This is a genomic window from Kitasatospora cathayae, from assembly GCF_027627435.1.
In the GTDB taxonomy this organism is placed as follows: Bacteria; Actinomycetota; Actinomycetes; order Streptomycetales; family Streptomycetaceae; genus Kitasatospora; species Kitasatospora cathayae.
Genome location: NZ_CP115450.1, coordinates 574,627 through 590,623 on the forward strand (window position 1 = coordinate 574,627; position 15,997 = coordinate 590,623).

14 protein-coding genes are annotated in these 15,997 nt (G+C 74.6%); 6 read left to right on the forward strand and 8 right to left on the reverse strand.

Annotated elements, in window-relative coordinates; genetic code table 11:
* Positions 1-64: 64 nt before the first annotated feature.
* The 3 genes from O1G21_RS02695 to O1G21_RS02705 form a co-directional block, all read right to left on the reverse strand.
* Positions 65-2,323 carry an ABC transporter ATP-binding protein/permease gene (locus O1G21_RS02695; RefSeq protein WP_270140404.1) on the reverse strand — a complete coding sequence of 753 codons (2,259 nt, stop codon included), beginning with the start codon at positions 2,321-2,323 and terminating at the stop codon, positions 65-67.
* A gap of 232 nt (positions 2,324-2,555) precedes the next feature.
* Positions 2,556-2,930: a DUF5132 domain-containing protein gene (locus O1G21_RS02700; protein WP_270140406.1), complete on the reverse strand. Its 375-nt coding sequence runs from the start codon at positions 2,928-2,930 to the stop codon at positions 2,556-2,558.
* A 301-nt stretch (positions 2,931-3,231) separates the two neighbouring features.
* Positions 3,232-4,920 carry a DUF885 domain-containing protein gene (locus tag O1G21_RS02705; RefSeq protein WP_270140408.1) on the reverse strand — a complete coding sequence of 563 codons (1,689 nt, stop codon included), beginning with the start codon at positions 4,918-4,920 and terminating at the stop codon, positions 3,232-3,234.
* Between the two features lie 211 nt (positions 4,921-5,131).
* Here O1G21_RS02705 and O1G21_RS02710 point away from each other — a divergent pair, with 211 nt between their 5' ends.
* From O1G21_RS02710 to O1G21_RS02730, 5 genes are read left to right on the forward strand one after another with little or no spacing between them, the layout of a single operon-like run.
* On the forward strand, positions 5,132-6,715 hold the full coding sequence (locus O1G21_RS02710; protein WP_270140410.1) for an ABC transporter substrate-binding protein: 1,584 nt from the start codon (positions 5,132-5,134) through the stop codon (positions 6,713-6,715).
* Positions 6,712-7,701, forward strand: a complete 990-nt coding sequence (locus O1G21_RS02715; protein ID WP_405000579.1) for an ABC transporter permease — start codon at positions 6,712-6,714, stop codon at positions 7,699-7,701. The genes O1G21_RS02710 and O1G21_RS02715 overlap by 4 nt, the downstream gene beginning before the upstream one ends.
* Position 7,702: 1 nt before the next feature.
* Positions 7,703-9,553, forward strand: coding sequence for a dipeptide/oligopeptide/nickel ABC transporter permease/ATP-binding protein (locus O1G21_RS02720; protein WP_270140413.1), 1,851 nt, complete (start codon positions 7,703-7,705; stop codon positions 9,551-9,553).
* Positions 9,550-10,323, forward strand: a complete 774-nt coding sequence (locus O1G21_RS02725) for an ABC transporter ATP-binding protein (RefSeq protein WP_270140414.1) — start codon at positions 9,550-9,552, stop codon at positions 10,321-10,323. The genes O1G21_RS02720 and O1G21_RS02725 overlap by 4 nt, the downstream gene beginning before the upstream one ends.
* Positions 10,320-11,612 (forward strand): NAD(P)/FAD-dependent oxidoreductase, encoded by a 1,293-nt coding sequence (locus O1G21_RS02730; RefSeq protein WP_270140416.1) that lies wholly within the window; start codon positions 10,320-10,322, stop codon positions 11,610-11,612. The genes O1G21_RS02725 and O1G21_RS02730 overlap by 4 nt, the downstream gene beginning before the upstream one ends.
* On the opposite strand, the gene O1G21_RS02735 is transcribed toward O1G21_RS02730, so the two are convergent.
* Both O1G21_RS02735 and O1G21_RS02740 read right to left on the reverse strand, forming a co-directional pair.
* The gene (locus tag O1G21_RS02735; protein ID WP_270140418.1) at positions 11,602-12,675 is read right to left on the reverse strand and encodes an alpha/beta fold hydrolase; all 1,074 of its coding nucleotides are present in this window, start codon (positions 12,673-12,675) and stop codon (positions 11,602-11,604) included. The two genes, O1G21_RS02730 and O1G21_RS02735, sit on opposite strands and share 11 nt — an antisense overlap.
* A 171-nt stretch (positions 12,676-12,846) precedes the next feature.
* Positions 12,847-13,032, reverse strand: coding sequence for a hypothetical protein (locus O1G21_RS02740; RefSeq protein ID WP_270140420.1), 186 nt, complete (start codon positions 13,030-13,032; stop codon positions 12,847-12,849).
* A 92-nt stretch (positions 13,033-13,124) separates the two neighbouring features.
* Between O1G21_RS02740 and O1G21_RS02745 the strand changes: the two genes are divergently transcribed.
* The gene (locus tag O1G21_RS02745; RefSeq protein ID WP_270140422.1) at positions 13,125-13,313 is read left to right on the forward strand and encodes a hypothetical protein; all 189 of its coding nucleotides are present in this window, start codon (positions 13,125-13,127) and stop codon (positions 13,311-13,313) included.
* A gap of 124 nt (positions 13,314-13,437) precedes the next feature.
* On the opposite strand, the gene O1G21_RS02750 is transcribed toward O1G21_RS02745, so the two are convergent.
* Genes O1G21_RS02750 through O1G21_RS02760 form a run of 3 tightly spaced genes read right to left on the reverse strand, consistent with a single transcriptional unit; the run spans position 13,438 to position 15,906 of the window.
* Positions 13,438-14,334 carry a phenylalanine 4-monooxygenase gene (locus O1G21_RS02750; RefSeq protein WP_270140424.1) on the reverse strand — a complete coding sequence of 299 codons (897 nt, stop codon included), beginning with the start codon at positions 14,332-14,334 and terminating at the stop codon, positions 13,438-13,440.
* Positions 14,335-14,386: 52 nt separating this feature from the next.
* Entirely contained in the window at positions 14,387-15,169 is a 783-nt protein-coding gene (locus O1G21_RS02755; protein WP_270140426.1) for an ABC transporter permease, read from the reverse strand.
* Positions 15,166-15,906 (reverse strand): ABC transporter ATP-binding protein, encoded by a 741-nt coding sequence (locus O1G21_RS02760; protein WP_270140428.1) that lies wholly within the window; start codon positions 15,904-15,906, stop codon positions 15,166-15,168. Before O1G21_RS02760 ends, O1G21_RS02755 begins: the two co-directional genes overlap by 4 nt.
* Between the last annotated feature and the right edge of the window lie 91 nt (positions 15,907-15,997).

Below are 15,997 nucleotides of genomic sequence, written 5' to 3' on the forward strand. Positions count from 1 at the left end.
ACCGGGCCGCGCCGACCGCGGTGTGGTCACGCGGTCGGCCGGCGGGCGGGCGCGGCTCGCTGGGTCAGGCGGCGAGTTCGCCGGCCTGGAGCTGCCAGAGGGACGCGTAGAGTCCGTGCTGGGCGAGCAGTTCGTCGTGGGTGCCCTGTTCGGCGACGACGCCACCCTTGTCCAGGACGTAGATCCGGTCGGCGTGGCGGACCGTGGAGAGCCGGTGGGCGATGACGACCATCGTCCGGTCGGCCGCGAAGAGCCGCAGCGTGCGCTGGATGGCCGCCTCGGTCTCGTTGTCCACGGCGGAGGTGGCCTCGTCGAGGATGACGACCGGCGAGTCCTTGAGGATCGCGCGCGCCAGGGCGATCCGCTGCCGCTGGCCGCCGGAGAGCGCGGCGCCGCGTTCGCCGATCAGGGTGTCGTAGCCGTCCGGCAGCGTGGCGATGAAGGTGTGCGCCTCGGCCATGGTGGCGGCCTGCACGACGGCTTCGTCGGAGGCCTCGAAGCTGCCGTAACGGATGTTGTCGGCGATGCTGCCGTCGAAGAGGAACGGGTCCTGGGCGACGAAGCCGATGGCGTGGCGCAGGTCGTGCCGCCGTAGGTCCCGGACGTCCTGTCCGTCGAGCAGCACGCTGCCGGACTCGGCGTCCTGGAAGCGCATCAGCAGTTTGGCGATCGTCGTCTTGCCGGAGCCGGTGGCGCCCACCAGGGCGGTCACCCGCCCGGCCGGGAAGGTGAGCGAGAGGTCCTCCAGGGCCGCCGGCCGGCCGGGGTAGGCGAAGGTGACCCCGTCGAGGACGAGCTCGCCGCGCACCTCGGCGAGGTCGAGCGTCCCGTCGCTGCCGTCGGCCTCGACGGGCAGGGCGCGCAGCCGATGGACCCGGTCGTAGGAGGAGAGGGTGCGCTGGTACTGGTCGACGATGCCGCCGAGCCGGCTCATCCGCATCAGCAGCATCTGGGGCAGCCCGATCAGCGGGCTGAACACCTCGAAGCGCAGGGTGCCGTTGAGCACCGAACGGCCGCCGATCAGCAGGGTGCCGGCCATCGACGCGGTGGTGCAGGCCCGGACGGTCTCGGCGTGGCGGATGGTGCTCCGGTCGGTCTGCCGGGTGCTCTCCTGGGCCGCCTCGCTCAACTCGTCGATGCGTCCGGCCTCGTGGTCCTCGGTGCAGAAGCTCTTGACGGTCGCACTGGCTTCCAGCGAGTTGATCACCTGGCTGCCCAGCCTGGCCCGGCGCTCGCCGGTGACGGCGTAGTCGGCCGCGGCCCGGTCCTGGTGGCGCAGCGACAGCCAGGCGATGACCGGGATCGGCAGGAAGGCGATCCAGGCGATCTGCGGCGCCAGCAGCAGGAAGGCCGGCACCAGGAGGGCCAGGCTGGTGCCGAGTTGCAGCACGTCGTTGGCCGGGCCGGCGAAGAAGGCGCCGAGCTGGCCGACGTCGTCGGTGAGCGCGCCGGCCACCCGGGTGGTCCGTTCGCCCTCCAGGTGCCCCAGTTCGAGGTGCTGGACGTGCCGGTAGGTGTGGCTGCGCCAGTCGTGCTCGATGTCCTGGCCGAGCCGGCGCCACTGGAGGTTCGAGTGGTAGGAGAGGCCCGCCACGGCGGCGCAGGCGACGGCCACCAGGCCTGCCAGGCCCCAGAGTTGGGCGGACGCGGTGGTCAGGCCGAGGCTGACCAGCGGCGCCGCCTCGCCCTTGATGAGGACCAGTCCGGTCCAGCCGAGGAAGGTGCCGAGCGCCATTTCCGAGACCTGGCAGGAGACCGAGAGCGCGGCCGCCCGGTAGAGGCGGGCCCGGTGCGGTCCGACGATCTCCAGCAGGGGGTGGCGTCCGGCGCCGGGCCCGGCCGCCTCCTGGGCGGCGTCGACGGTTCTGCGCCAGGCCTTGCGGAGGACGGCCGCGGTCGCCGCGGCCACCCCGCCCACCGCGACCAGCTGCCTGCTCAACGCCGAGCCCTTGATCAGCGCGATCCCGGCCGCGACCCCGCCGCCGACGGCGAGCACCGGTCGCACCACCAGGCCGCGGTCGGCCCGCGGGGCCGGTGCGGCACCGGGCCGGCCCGGTGCCGGGCGTCCCGCTCCGGTCGGGTCCTCCGCGACCAGGGTGACGGCCCGGCGGACGATCCGGCCGACGTCCGTGGCGCGCACCCGCGCGTCGTGCCGGACGAGCACCCCGCCGGTGACCGGGTTGGCCCGGGCCTCGGTGATCCCGGGAACGCGGCGCAGCACGGCGGCGAGGAATTCGGCCGTCCGGGGCCGTCCGAGCACCAGCCTGACGTCCCAGCGCTGGCGGCCAGGAATGACCGAGCGCGGGCTCGCGTCCAATTCCACCGAACGGAATCCGGCTGCGGCACCCAGTAGCGATGGCATGTGTACGATCACCTGTTTGCGGAGGTCACGGAGCAACCGTCACGGACACGACGGACTACCGCGACGGAGCGGGAATTTCTGAATGGCGGATCTGTGCGGCCGAACGGCCCTGCGATCGGCCGCCGCCCGGGCGCATTCCGTCGAAATCGATCGGTTTGCGCGCCTGGCGGCGGCCGCGGGTCCTCACGGGCCGTCAGTGCGCCTTTCCGGCGACGGCGCCCGCGCCGGCGCCGGCGGTCGCGCGGATCTTCGGGGTCCTCGCATCCCCCTCGGTGCGGTCGGCGGGCTCGTCCTTGGCGCCGTTCGGGCCGCCGCTGCCGGTGGCGCGCTGGCCGTCACCGGAGCGGCCTCCGGTCTCACCGGCGGCGACCTGAGCGGCCACCATGTCGGCGGCCACCTCCGCCGCGAGGTCGTGGATGTTCTCCCCGGCCTCGTGGGCCGCCTTCTTCACCTCCATCGCGATGCCGACGGACGTCTTGACGACCCCACGCACCAAGGGCTTCAGCAGACGCTTGGCCAGGGGGGCGACGATGAGGCCGACCAGGAAGGGCGGTACTACGGGCGGCATGATGCTCCATCCTCTCTACGCATACGTATGACAGGGAACCCGGGCACTGCGAACACCGGAGCAGGACGCAGCCGGGCGGACGAAAGCATTCCACCTCGGAATCCGGAATTCACCTACCGAACCGAATTCCCGGACACCGGCACGCACCACCCGATCTCGTGGCCACCGTAGTCGAACCATGTCCGCCCGAGCCAAACGGCTTCCGGCGGGTTCACTCATGCGAGTGTTCGTGATCGTCCGGTGTGACCTGAAATCGTCACACACTCGAACACTTGGTGACGCAATTACCTGATCATCAAACTCAATGGGTGCCGAGTTCCCGCACCACCCGCCGCCGTAGCCCCGGGAACGGCAGCGCCCCGCCCCCCAGCACCGCCTCGTGAAAGGCCCGCACCTCGAAACCGGCGCCCAACTCCGCCTCGGCGTCGGCCCGCAGCCGGCCGAACTCCAGGAAGCCCGCCCGGTAGGAGAGCGCCTGCCCGGGCAGATCCGTCGAGTAGCGCAGCAGGTCCGAGGCGATCTGGCCGTCCGCCTCGGTCGAGTTGGCGCGCATGAAGTCCCGCGCCCGCGCCAGCCCCATCGTCCCGAGGTTGAGCCCGGTGTCGACCACCAGCCGCTGCGCGGTGAACCGCTCCTGGGCGAGGCGCCCGTAGGCGTCCCACGGGTCCTCGTAGAGGCCCGCCTCCCAGCCCAGGCCCGCCGCGTACTCCGCCCAGCCCTCGTTGAACGCGCCGAACTCGGCGACCTCCCGGCGCAGTTGGGGCAGTGTGCGGTTCTCCGCCTGCCGGGCGAGGTGGAAGTGGTGGCCCGGCGCCAGCTCGTGGTAGATCAGCGAGGCCGAGCCGAGCAGCGACCGCCGCTCCAGGTCGGAGCCGTTGTAGCGGTAGCGCCCGACCGGGTCGGCGGCGGTCGGCGCCTCGTAGTACCCGAAGGTCATCCCCGGCTCCAGCGCCGGGTCCAGCCGGGCCAGTCCGTACGGGGCGGCCGGCAGGATGGCGAACCAGCGCGGCAGCACCGGGGCCAGCCGGTCGAGATGGCTCCGGTAGCGGGCCTCGACCTCCGCCGGTGTCCGGGCGTACAGCCGGGGCTCGGTCCGCAGCCGCTCGTGGAACTCGGCCTCGGAGCCGTGGAAGCCCAGCGTCGCGCGCACCTCCCGCATCCGCTCGGCGAGTTCGCGGCACTGTTCGCGGCCGAGTTCCTGCAGCCGCTCGGGCGCGGTGTCGCCCCCGGTGTGGGTCCGGACGAAGTCCCGGTACGCCTCCTCGCCGCCCTCGTACCGTGCCCAGCCGACCTCCTGCGGGGCCGCGAGCAGGTAGGCCGGGTTGTCGAGGACGGCGAGCAGCCGGTCGAAGGCCGGTGTCAACTCGCCTTCCACCAGCCGCCGTACGCCGTCCCGGAGCTGCCCGCGAGCCCTCGGCCCCAGCGCGTCGATCCGGTCCTCGGCCACCTCCACCCGGCGGGGGACGGATTCCCTCAGGCCCGCGAGCGTGGCGCGCGCTCCGGCCAGCGCCGGGGCCGGCACCCGGAAGCCGCGCACCGCCTGCCCCACCACCTTGTCGCAGATCGAGCCGACCACCCCGGCCAGCTCCCGCACCAGCCCCAAGTACCGCTCGGCGTCCGGCGGTTCGGCAAAGCGAAAGGCGCGCAGCACCGCATCGGTGTACAGCGACAGCGGGAACAGCCGATACGGCGTGGCCGCGGGCGTCAGCCAGTAGTGCCGGTACGCGCGCAGCTCCTGTTCGGCCAGTCCGACCAGGAACGCGACGGTGTCGGCGTCGGCGCCGGACGGCTCCGGGCCCCCGAGCACCCGCACCCGGTCCAGCACGCCCCCGGCGAACCGCGCCCGCTCCTCGGCCTCGGCGAGCGAGGCCCCCGGCAAGGTCTCGACCGGGAGCCCCTGGCGGACCCTCGGCATCGGGTCGCGCGCCAGCAGGAACTCCCAGTAGCGGTCCGTCAGTCGGCCGATCTCCCGGCCCGTTTCGTTCGTCATGCGGACCATCCTGGCGACGACCGACCACCGGGCGGCCCGGCCCAGGACGCCCCGGTTGCGACACCCCTCGAACGGGTGAATCATGATCACCCGCCCCGGCCGCCGCCGATGGCTCCCGACCAGGCCGCCAGGACGCTCCGAACCGTTCGAACGCGCGTTCCGTACACGTCAGTTGACTCGCCACGGCCAAGACCGGTGGCACCATGACGCCATGCCCCGACGCACCCCGCCGGTCGCCCTGACGGCCGCCCTCACCGCCGCGGCCCTCCCGCTCAGCGGCTGCGGCGGCGTCGCCACCTCCTCGACGACCACCCCCCTGGTGGACCACGGCACCGTCCGGATCGCCGAGTCCAGCGAGACGCCGAGCTTTGACCCGTACTCCGCCTTCGGCGCCAGTCAGGCCCGCTACGCCTACGACTCGCTGGTCGACATCGCACCCGACGGCACCGTGGTCTCCGGCCTCGCCTCCTCCTGGCAGGCCACCACCACCACGGCCACCTTCACCCTCCGCGCGGGCATCACCTGCTCCGACGGCACCCCGCTCACCGCCTCCGCCGTGGCCCGGGCCCTCGACTACGCGGGCGACCCGGCCCACCAGCTGGCCGGCGCCCAGACCGTCCTGCCGAACGTCCCCTTCACCACCAAGGCCGACGACGGCGCCGGCACGGTGTCGGCCACCACCGCCGCGCCCTTCCCGTTCCTCACCCGCACCCTCGGCCTGCTGCCGATCGTCTGCCCCGCCGGCCTGGACCGGCCCGAGGCGCTGGACCGCACCACCCAGGGCACCGGCCCGTACGTGCTCACCCGCTACTCCCCCGGCGGGCCCTACGAGTTCACCGTCCGGGCGGGCTACGCCTGGGGCCCGGGCGGGGCGACCACCGCCGCGCCCGGCCTGCCGGACCGGATCGTCCTCTCCGTGGTGGCCCAGGCCTCCACCGCCGCCAACCTGCTGCTCACCGGGGGCGTCGACATCGCGAGCGTGAACGGGCCCGACCGGGCCCGGCTCGCCGGCCACGGCCTGGCCACCGAGGACGTGGCGACGGTGGTCGGGCTGACCTTCTTCAACCAGCGCCCCGGCCGGGCCCTCGCCGATCCGGCGGTGCGCCGCGCCCTGGTGGCCGCGCTCGACCGCCAGGGCCTCGCCAACGTCGCCGTCGGCGGCACCGGCCGGCCCGCCACCGACTTCGGCGCCGAGGGAGCCGTCTGCCACGCCGACCTCGCCGCCGCCAACCTGCCCGCGCAGGACGCCGCCGAGGCCCTGCGCGCCGCCGGCTGGACCCGCACCGGCACCGGCCCGCTCGGCAAGGACGGCCACCGGCTGCGGCTGCGGCTGATCACCAGTCCGGACCTCGGCCCGACCCTGCCGCCCGCCGCCGAGCTGATGGCCCGCACCTGGACCGCGCTCGGCGCGGACGTCGAGCTGGTCACCGAGAGCCTGCCCGCCCTGGTCAACGCCATGTACCAGACCGCCGACTTCGACGTCGTGGTCGGCAGCACCCCCGGCTTCGCCCTGCCGGTCGGCTTCATCCCGTTCTTCTCCGGTCCGACCCCCGCCCGGGGCCTCAACTTCGCGGCCGTCAGCAACCCCGAGTACGACACCCTGGTCGCCCAGGCGCTCCGGGAGCCCGACACCACCGGCTGCGGCACCTGGAACCGGGCCGCCGCCGCACTGCTGCGCTCGGCCGACGCCCTGCCGATCGCCGACGGTTGGAGCACCGTGTACGGCTACCGCACCACCTTCGCCACCACCTTCGGCGGCCAACTCGTCCCCACCAGCATCCGGCTGCACCGATGAACCGGGGGCCCGGCGTGTCGTCCCTCCGCCACGTTGCGCGCCACCCGTGGACGGCCTTCCTGGCCCGCCGCACGGCCCGGCTGGCGGTCTCCCTCGCCGTGGTGCTCACCGCCTCGTTCGCGATGGTCCGGCTCGTCCCCGGCGACCCGGTCCGCGCCGCCCTCGGCGTGGACGCCGCCCCGGCCCTGGTGGCCGCCCGCCGCCACCAACTCGGCCTGGACGCACCCTTCCCGTCCCAGTACCGGCACTACCTCGACGGCCTGCTGCACGGCGACCTCGGCACCTCGCTGGTCACCGGCACGCCGGTCGCGGAACTGGTCCGCACCCGGCTGCCCGCCACCCTGGAGATCGCCGGCCTCGCCTTCCTGGTCACCCTCGCCGTCGCCCTGCCCGGCGGACTGCTCGCCGCCGTCCGCACCCGCGACGGCCGGCACCCGCGCAGCGAGCTGGCGTTCACCGTGGTCACCGCCGGCCTGGCCGGGGTGCCGGACTTCGTCCTGGCCGCCGGGCTCACCGCCCTGCTGGCCGTCGGCCTCCAACTGCTGCCGGTGGCCGGAGCGGCCGGCGCCGAGTCCTTCGTACTGCCGGTCCTGGCCCTCGCCCTCGCGCCGACGGCCGTGCTGGTGCGTATCGTCCGGGTCGAGGCGATGAAGGTGCTGGGAGAGGACTACCTGCGCACCGCCCGGAGCAAGCGGTTGTCCCCCACCCGCCGCTACCTGCGGCACGCGGCGCCCAACATGGCCACCGCCGCGCTCACCGTCGCCGGGAGCCTGCTGCCCGCGCTGATCGCCGGCACCGTACTGGTCGAGAAGGTGTTCGCCTGGCCCGGCATCGGATCGGCGCTGGCCCAGTCCGTGGTGACCCAGGACTACCCGGTGATCCAGGCGATGGTGCTGATCCTGGGCACCACCGTGCTGCTGGCCGGCCTGCTGGTCGACGTGCTGCTGGCGGTGCTGGACCCCCGTTCGACGATCCGGGAGAGCTGAGATGTCCCTTCCCCGCCGGTACCTCCGCTCACCGACGGCCTGGATCTCCGCGGTGATGCTGGCCTCACTGGTCGTCCTCGCGCTGGCCGCCCCGCTGCTCTGGGGAACGGCGGCCGGCCGGCCCGACCCCTCTGCGGTGCTGCGGGGCCCGTCCGCGGCCCACCCGTTCGGCACCGACGACCTCGGCCGGGACGTGCTCGCCCGGGTCCTGACGGCCACCCGGCCCTCCCTGCTGCTGGCGCTGGCCGCCACCCTGCTCGGTGCCACCGGCGGCGTGCTGCTCGGCGCGGCCACCGCCGTCGTCGGCCGCCGCGCCCGCCGGCTGCTCACCGCGCTGGTCAACCTGCTGCTCGCCTTCCCCGCGCTGCTGATCGCGCTCTTCCTCGCGGTCGTGTTCGGCGCGGGCGCCGGCGGGGCGGTGCTCGCCCTCGCCGTCGCCGGCGTCCCCGGCTTCGCCCGGCTCGCCCAGACGCTCGCCGCCGCGGTGGCCGGCACCGACCACCTCGCCGCGGCCCGGGTCCTCGGCCTGCGCCGGCACCGACTGCTGTGGCGGCACGTCCTGCCCAACATCGCCGAGCCGCTGCTGCTGGCCACCACCACGGCGGCGGGCACGGCACTGGTCGCGCTCTCCGGGCTGAGCTTCCTCGGCCTGGGCGTCCAGCCACCCGCCTACGACTGGGGACAGCTGCTCAACCAGGGGCTCGACCGGATCTACGCCGACCCGCTGCCCGCGCTCGCCCCGGGCCTGGCCATCCTCTACGCGGCCCTGACCTTCCAGCTGCTCGGCGAGGTGCTGGCGGGCCGCGTCGCCCGGCGCGGCCCGGTGGACCGGACACCCGCGCCACCGCCCGCCCCGAGCGGGCCCGCCGAGGAGGGCCTGGTGCTCCAGGTCGAGGACCTCAGCGTCGAACTCCCCACCCCGGACGGGACGATCCGGCCGGTGCACGGAGTGAGCCTCGCGCTGCGGCCGGGCGAGATCGTCGGACTGGTCGGCGAGTCCGGCTCGGGCAAGTCGCTCACCGCGCTCGCCATCGCCGACCTGCTGCCCGAGCGCGCCCGGATCACCCGGCGGACCCTGCGCCTGCTCGGCGCCGACCTCGCCACCCTGCCCCCCAGGCAGCGCCACCGCCACCTCGCGACCGGCCTGGCGATGGTGTTCCAGAACCCCGCCTCCGCGCTCAACCCGTCCCTGCGGATCTCCACCCAGCTCACCGAGGCCGTCCGGGCCCACCGCACCGCGAGCCGCGCCCAGGCCACCGCCCAGGCCGTCGGCGCCCTGCGCCGGGTCGGCCTGCCCCCCGCGCTGCTGCGCTCGCGCCCCCACCAGCTCTCCGGCGGCCAGCGCCAGCGGGTGATGATCGCCTCCGGGCTGATGCTCAGGCCGGGGCTGATCATCGCCGACGAGCCGACCACCGCGCTCGACGTCACCGTGCAGCGGCAGATCACCCGGCTGCTCGCCGACCTCCGGCAGGAGACCGCCACCGCCGTCCTGTTCATCAGCCACGACATCGCGCTGGTCGGCGAGTTCTGCGAACGCGTCCTGGTGATGTACGCGGGCACCATCGTCGAGGCGCTGCCCGCCGACCGCCTCGCCACCGGCGCCCGGCACCCCTACACCCGGGCGCTGGTCGCCTCGGTGCCGGACCTCGCCGCGGACCGCGACCGCCCGCTGCCGACGGTGGACGGCGCACCGCCCGACCCGCTCGCCCCCGCCCCCGGCTGCCCCTTCGAACCCCGCTGCCCGCGCCGGCTGGGCCACTGCGCCGAGCAGGCGCCACCGATGGACGACCTCGACGCCGTACAGCGGGTCGCCTGCTGGAACCCGGTGCCGGCCGAGGTGGCGGCTTCATGACCGACCTTCGGCTCCGCGACCTCACCGTCCGCCACCACGGCCCGCGCGGCCCGGTCACCGCCGTGGACGGCGTCTCGCTGGACGTGCCGTCCGGCAGCACGCTCGGGCTGGTCGGCGAGTCCGGCTCGGGCAAGTCCAGCCTGGCCCGGGCGGTCGTCGGCCTCGCCCCCGTGCACGCGGGCCGGGTCCTGGTCGACGGCCGGGAGGTCCGGGTCCGCACCGTCCGCGACCGGCGCCGGCTCGGCCGGCTGGTCCAGGTCGTCCTCCAGGACCCGGACACCGCGCTGGACCCGAGGATGACGGTCCGCCAGACTCTGGTCGAGGCGGCCACCGTGTTCGACCGGCTCGACCGGACCGGCCGTGCCGAGCGCGTCACCGGCCTGCTCGGCCTGGTCGGTCTGGACCCCAGGCTCGCGGACCGGCTGCCGCGGCAGCTGTCCGGCGGCCAGCGTCAGCGGGTCGCCATCGCCCGCGCCCTGGCCGTCGGACCGGGCCTGCTGATCGCCGACGAGATCACCTCGGCCCTCGACGTCTCGGTGCAGGCGTCCGTCCTCAACACGATCCGCGACCTCCAGCGGCGGCTGGGCCTGTCGATGCTGTTCATCGGCCACAACCTGCCCGCGGTCTGCCACGTCTCCGACGCGGTGGCGGTCATGCGGCACGGCCGGATCGTCGAGACCGCCGCCACCGAGACCCTGCTGCGGAACCCGCGGCACCGGTACACCAGGGCACTGCTCGACTCCGTGCCGCGCCTGAGGGGGCAGCGATGACCACCCGCCAGCCGGACGCCGTGGTGGTCGGAGCCGGGGTGATCGGCGCGGCCATCGCCCTCGAACTCGCCCGCACCGGACGACTGGTGGTCGTCGTCGACAAGGCGGGCGCCCCCGGCCACGGCTCCACCAGCGCCTCCAGCGCGATCGTCCGGTTCAACTACTCCACCTTCGACGGCGTCGCCACCGCCTGGGAGTCCCGGCACCTCTGGACGGCCTGGCCCGAGCACCTGCGACTCACCGGCCGCCGCCCGCTCGCGGCCTTCCACCGCACCGGCGCCGTCCTGCTCGACTCCCCACCCGCCGAACCCTCCGAGGTCACCGCCCTGTTCGAGCGCGCCGGCGTCCCGTACCAGCGGTGGGACACCACCGCGCTGCGCCGGCACCTGCCCGGGATCGACCCCGGCCGGTACTGGCCGCCGAAGCCGGTGGACGACGACGCCTTCTTCGCCGGCCCGACCGGCGAGCTCGGCGCGCTGTTCACCCCGGACGCCGGGTTCGTGGACGACCCGCAGCTCGCCGCCCAGAACCTCGCGGACGCGGCGGGCGAGCTGGGCACCCGGTTCCTGTTCCACCGGGCCGTGGTCGCCGTCGACCGGCAGGCGGACCGGGTGGCGGGCGTCCGCCTGTCCGACGGCACCCGGATCGCCGCACCGGTCGTGGTCAACGCCGCCGGTCCGTGGTCGGGCGGCCTCAACCGCCTCGCGGGAGTCGGGAGCGACTTCACCGTCGGCGTGCGCCCGCTGCGCGAGGAGGTCCACCAGGTCCCCGCGCCGAGCGGGTCCGCACCCGTCGTCGCCGACCTCGACCTCGGCACCTACCTGCGGACGGCCCCCGGCGGCCGCCTCCTGATCGGCGGCACCCAGCCGGACTGCGACCCGCCCGAGTGGATCGACGACCCGGACTCCGCCGATCCCCGCCCCACCACCCGGCGCTTCCGTGCCCAGGTGACCAGAGCGGCCCGCCGCTTCCCGGCGATCGGCGTCCCCAACCGACCGCTCGGGGTCGCGGGGGTGTACGACGTCGCGGACGACTGGACCCCGATCTACGACCGCACCGCCCTCGACGGCTACTACGTCGCCATGGGCACCAGCGGCAACCAGTTCAAGAACGCCCCGCTGGTCGGCCGCTTCCTCGCGACCCTGATCGACCTGGTCGAGGCCGGCCACGACCACGACGCCGACCCGGTCCGGTACCGCTGCGACCACACCGGCAACGTCGTGGACCTGGGAGCCTTCTCCCGCCGCCGCCCGGTCCGGGCGGACTCCGCGCGGACGGTCATGGGCTGACCACCCGCAGCTCGCGCACCAGGTCCCCGACCACGCCGACCACGAACTCGGGCGCCTCGTGCGGGAAGTCGTGGCCCGTCCCCTCCGGCGTGTGCACCAGCCGGGACGCCGTCGACGCCGCCAGGTACCGGACCCTGCCGCGGAGGTAGAAGCGGCTGATCCGCTCGGCCTCGGCCGCGTCCCGGGCGCCGGCCAGCACCGCCTCACCGCCGATGAGATCCCGGGGTATCACCAGCACCAGGGGCAGGTCGCCGAGGTCCCCGTCGTACACCACGGTCTCCCAGCCCACCCGCGCCAGGCCGGACGGCGTGAGCTCGTCGAAGGCCGACGCGGCGGAGCAGAGGTGCGCCGTCCGCCCGCCCCGGCCGCCGAACAACCGCCGCGTCGCCGCCAGCAGGAGGCCGCGACGCATCGCCGCGAGCCGCCGGTTGGGCGGCGCGAAGGCGATCACCTCCAGGGGCGTCGGATCCAGCAGCACCAGGCCGGCCACCAGATCCGGCCGGCGCCTGGCCACGTTCGCGACCAGCAACCCGCCGAAGGAATGTCCGACGAACACGAACGGGGCCCGCTCCCCCGCCGCCTCCAGCGCCGTCGGCAGCTCCTCCGCCTCGGCCGCCGTCGTCCGCGGGAAGGGCCCGACATCGCTCCAGCCCGTCCCGGGACGGTCGACCAGCACCGACCGGGCCCGGGCCGACAGCATCGTGTGCAGCTCGCGGAAGTCCTCACCGGGGGCGTGCCCGCCGGGCATCCAGACCACCGTCGGCCCGCCCCCGGCCTCGCCCTCGCCCAGGACGTGCATCCGGTGGCCGCCCACGTCCACCAACCGCCCCGGCGGCGGATTCACCCGCGCCTCCCGGGCCACCAGCACCAGGTGCCGCACGGCTCCCGCCGCCAGCAGCACACCGACGGCCATCGCCAGAGCACCGAGCGCCACCGCCCACCCGGGGCCCACTGCGACGAGAACGCCGCCCACCCCCGCCACCAGCACCGCGACCGGAACGCCCAGCCAGTCCCGGCTCAGCAGTGCGAGTAAGAAGTCCCCGGCCCGTCCGTCCCGGCGCATCGGTCCTCCGCGAAGGCACTCGAAAACCGATCCATGCCAGTATCCTCCCCCTGTCCAACCGCCCCGACTCCAGGCCGTACCCCCGGGATCGCCCGAGAACGCACCGCACGTGCTCAGCCGCTCGGGGTCACCGCCCGGCGGCGAAGGCGCCGGGAGCGTGGTCGTCGATGGTCACCCGGCAGGCTCGGGGAACACCTCGCGGATCGCCGCCCGCACCCCCTCGGCCAGCGCCTCGCGCAGCACGGGGATGAAGTCGCCCCGCTCGGTGTCGGTCAGCCAGGGGTCCAGCGTGCAGGAGACCAGATGGCTGATCGGAGTCTCACCGGGATCCCCCCGGAGGCCCAGCCGGGTCGCCACCCGCCGCATGTAGGCCCCGCCGTACAGGCCGGGTTGGAGGGCTGAACCACTGACGATCAGGTCGGGGAGATCCAGGGGCGCGGGCGTGCGGGGTGGTCGAGGCCGAGCGTGACGAAGGTCGCGTAGAGGCGCTTGCTGTTGAACAGCGCCTGTCCGTGCTGCGGCAGGCGCTGGGGCCCGAGCTGTACGAGACCGTGCTGGCCGTCCGGCGCGCGGAGGCTGAGCTGTTCGCGATGCAAACGGATGCGGAGGTCATCGAGGCCGTCCGCTGGCGGTACTGACGAAGCATCGGTTCCATGGGAGCGGTTCCTCGGCCGTGCCACCCTTCACGCCCGGCACCGGGCCACCGCTGCGCATACGGAACCACCCGAACGGAGTCGGTGTGAGCCTCCACGGCCTTGACGATCAGGTCCCACCGGACGAGCGCGTCCGGGCGGGGGACCGGCCGAAGCGCGGCGCGCTCTCGTCGTCGAGCTTCTCCAGGAAGCCGTGGAGGGTGTCGGCGACCTCGTGGAGGCAGCGGGCGCTGAAGAGGACCGGCTGGTAGCCGGAGATCTCGTACGGGGTGGCGAGTATCGCCCCGATGTCGAACGCGCGGACCCGGGGCAGTCCCAGGCGCCGGATCTCCCCGTAGGAGGACAGCAGGGCCGCGCCGTAGGCCTTCGGCGCGCCGTCCTCCTCGAGGACCCCGTACTCCAGGGTGAACCAGTAGACGTCGCTGATCATCTGCAGGACGTCCGCGTCGTCGATCCGCCTGGCCGTCTCTCCGATCAGGCGGTAGATGTCGGCGAAGGTCGGGCAGGACAGGTGGATCCCGTGGCCGAGGACGTCGTGGATGATGTCGGGCTCGGGCGTGTACAGCGGTAGGGCGGGGTGGCGGACGAACTGCACGGCGTGGAAGTAGCCGTCGGCCATGGAGCCGAGGAACCGCTTGTTGGCGACGACTCCTCCCGCGAGGGTGAACTCGAAACCCGTCATCCGCCGCAGCCGCGGTCCGACCTCGGCGTGCTGCGGGATGTGGTCGGCGGGAATCGGGGCCTGCTGTCTGGCGTCCAGGACGGCGCGGCAGGCGTGCTCGCCCTGGGCCGCCCAGAGCGCGCGGTGGACGGCGCGCCAGGTCCGGTCCTCGCTCGCGCTGTAGTCGACCGACGGCGCGGGATCGCCTACGCGATGTCCGCGGGCCGCGGCGGCGATGGCCCGGCGCCGCCGCACGTAGGCCGGGTCGCTGAGGCCGGGGTGCTCGCCGGGCGGGCCCAGCCGGCCGTCGGACGCGACGGGCGTGCGCCCTCGTGCTTTGCCCACGGAAGGCTTCTTTCCCGGTGGCGGAGACTCATGCGCCCCGGGGAACCGGATGTCATCGTCGGATACCGGCGGTGAGCGGCCGTAGCCGGTGGACGTCGTCGAACAGGGCTCGCTCGGCCAGGTGGGAGGCGGTGAGGGCGGCCAGGGCGGCGGCGGACAGCATCATGTACATCACCACGATCTGGTAGCGGATCGCGGTGAACGGGTCGACACCGGCCAGGATCAGGCCGGTCATCGCACCGGGCAGGCTGATCAGCCCGACGGTCCTGGTGGCGTCGACGGCGGGGATCAGCGCCGTGCGCAGGGTCGAGCGGAGATGGGGCGCGAAGGCCTCGACGGCGGGCAGGCCCAGGGCGAGGCGGGCCTCGATGGCGGGGCGCGCGGTGCGGGCCTCGTCGCGAAGGCGCACCAGGACGAGGCTGGTGGCCTGCATCGCGCCGGAGACCACCATGCCGCCGACCGGGATCACCACCCGGGCCTGGGGGGCGATGATCCCGAGGGCGAGCAGCACCCCGAGGGTCGCGGCGGAGCCGACGGCGGCCGCGGTGGTGGCGATCGGCAGCGCGCGGGGCATCCCGGCGGAGCGGCCCGCGCAGACGCGCCCGGCCGTGATCACCATGAGCGCGAGCCAGCCGGCTGCCCCGGCCACACCGGTGTGCTGCAGGACGAGGAGCAGGATCGCGCCGACGGCGGCGAGTTGGACGCCGGCGCGTGCGGCGGCCACGGCGATGTCCCGGGCCAGGTGCAGTCGCCGGTGCCACGCCACCGCGATCGCCGGCAGCACCAGGGCGATGGAGGCGGCGACCCCGGCCCAGCTCGGTACGGCCGTGTTCACGTTCCCTTCCGGAGGTAGTCGACGCGGTCCGCCGGTCCCGAGGCGACCAGACGGCCGCCGCGCAGGACCAGGACGTGGTCGGCGACCCGGCGCGCCTGCGGCGCGTTGTGGCTGACCAGCACCACCGCGAGCCCGTCCGCGACCAGGTCCTTGATCGTGTGCTCCACCGCCCGCGCACTCTCCTCGTCCAGGGCCGAGGTCGGCTCGTCGAGCAGCAGCACCTCCGGACCGACGGCCAGCGCCCGAGCCAGACAGACCCGTTGGGCCTCGCCACCGGACAGCCCGGCCGTGGCCCGCGTCAGCATCCCGGCCGGCAGGCCGGTCCGCTCCAACAGCACGGCGGCCTGGTCCTCCCCGAGGTCCGGGCGGCCCACCCGCAGGTCGTCCACGACCCGTTCGGTGAGCAGCACCGGCTGCTGGCCGACCAGCCCGACCCGGCGGCGCAGTTCCAGCACGTCGAGCTCCGGCAGCAGCGCGTCCCGGAAGCGGACGACACCCGACGTCGGCTCCACCAGCCGGTTCAGCAACCGCAGCAGCGTCGACTTGCCCGCCCCCGACGGTCCGACCAGCGCCGTGCACGTGGCGCCGGGGATCCGCGCCGAGAGGCCGTCCAGCAGCAGTCGCCCGGCCCGGCGCACGGTCACCCGGTCCAGGGCGAATGACGGGGGCGCGTCCTCCCCGGGCCTACCCCGACTCCGGGTGCGGGTGCGAACGGCGATGGCGAAGGGCTCGTCCACGGGCCTCCGTTGCCGGTGGGGCGGCGGGCGGGGCCGGCCCGCCCGGCCAGGAATCGGTCCATGCGCATCATCGTGCCAGTCGTACCGCCGG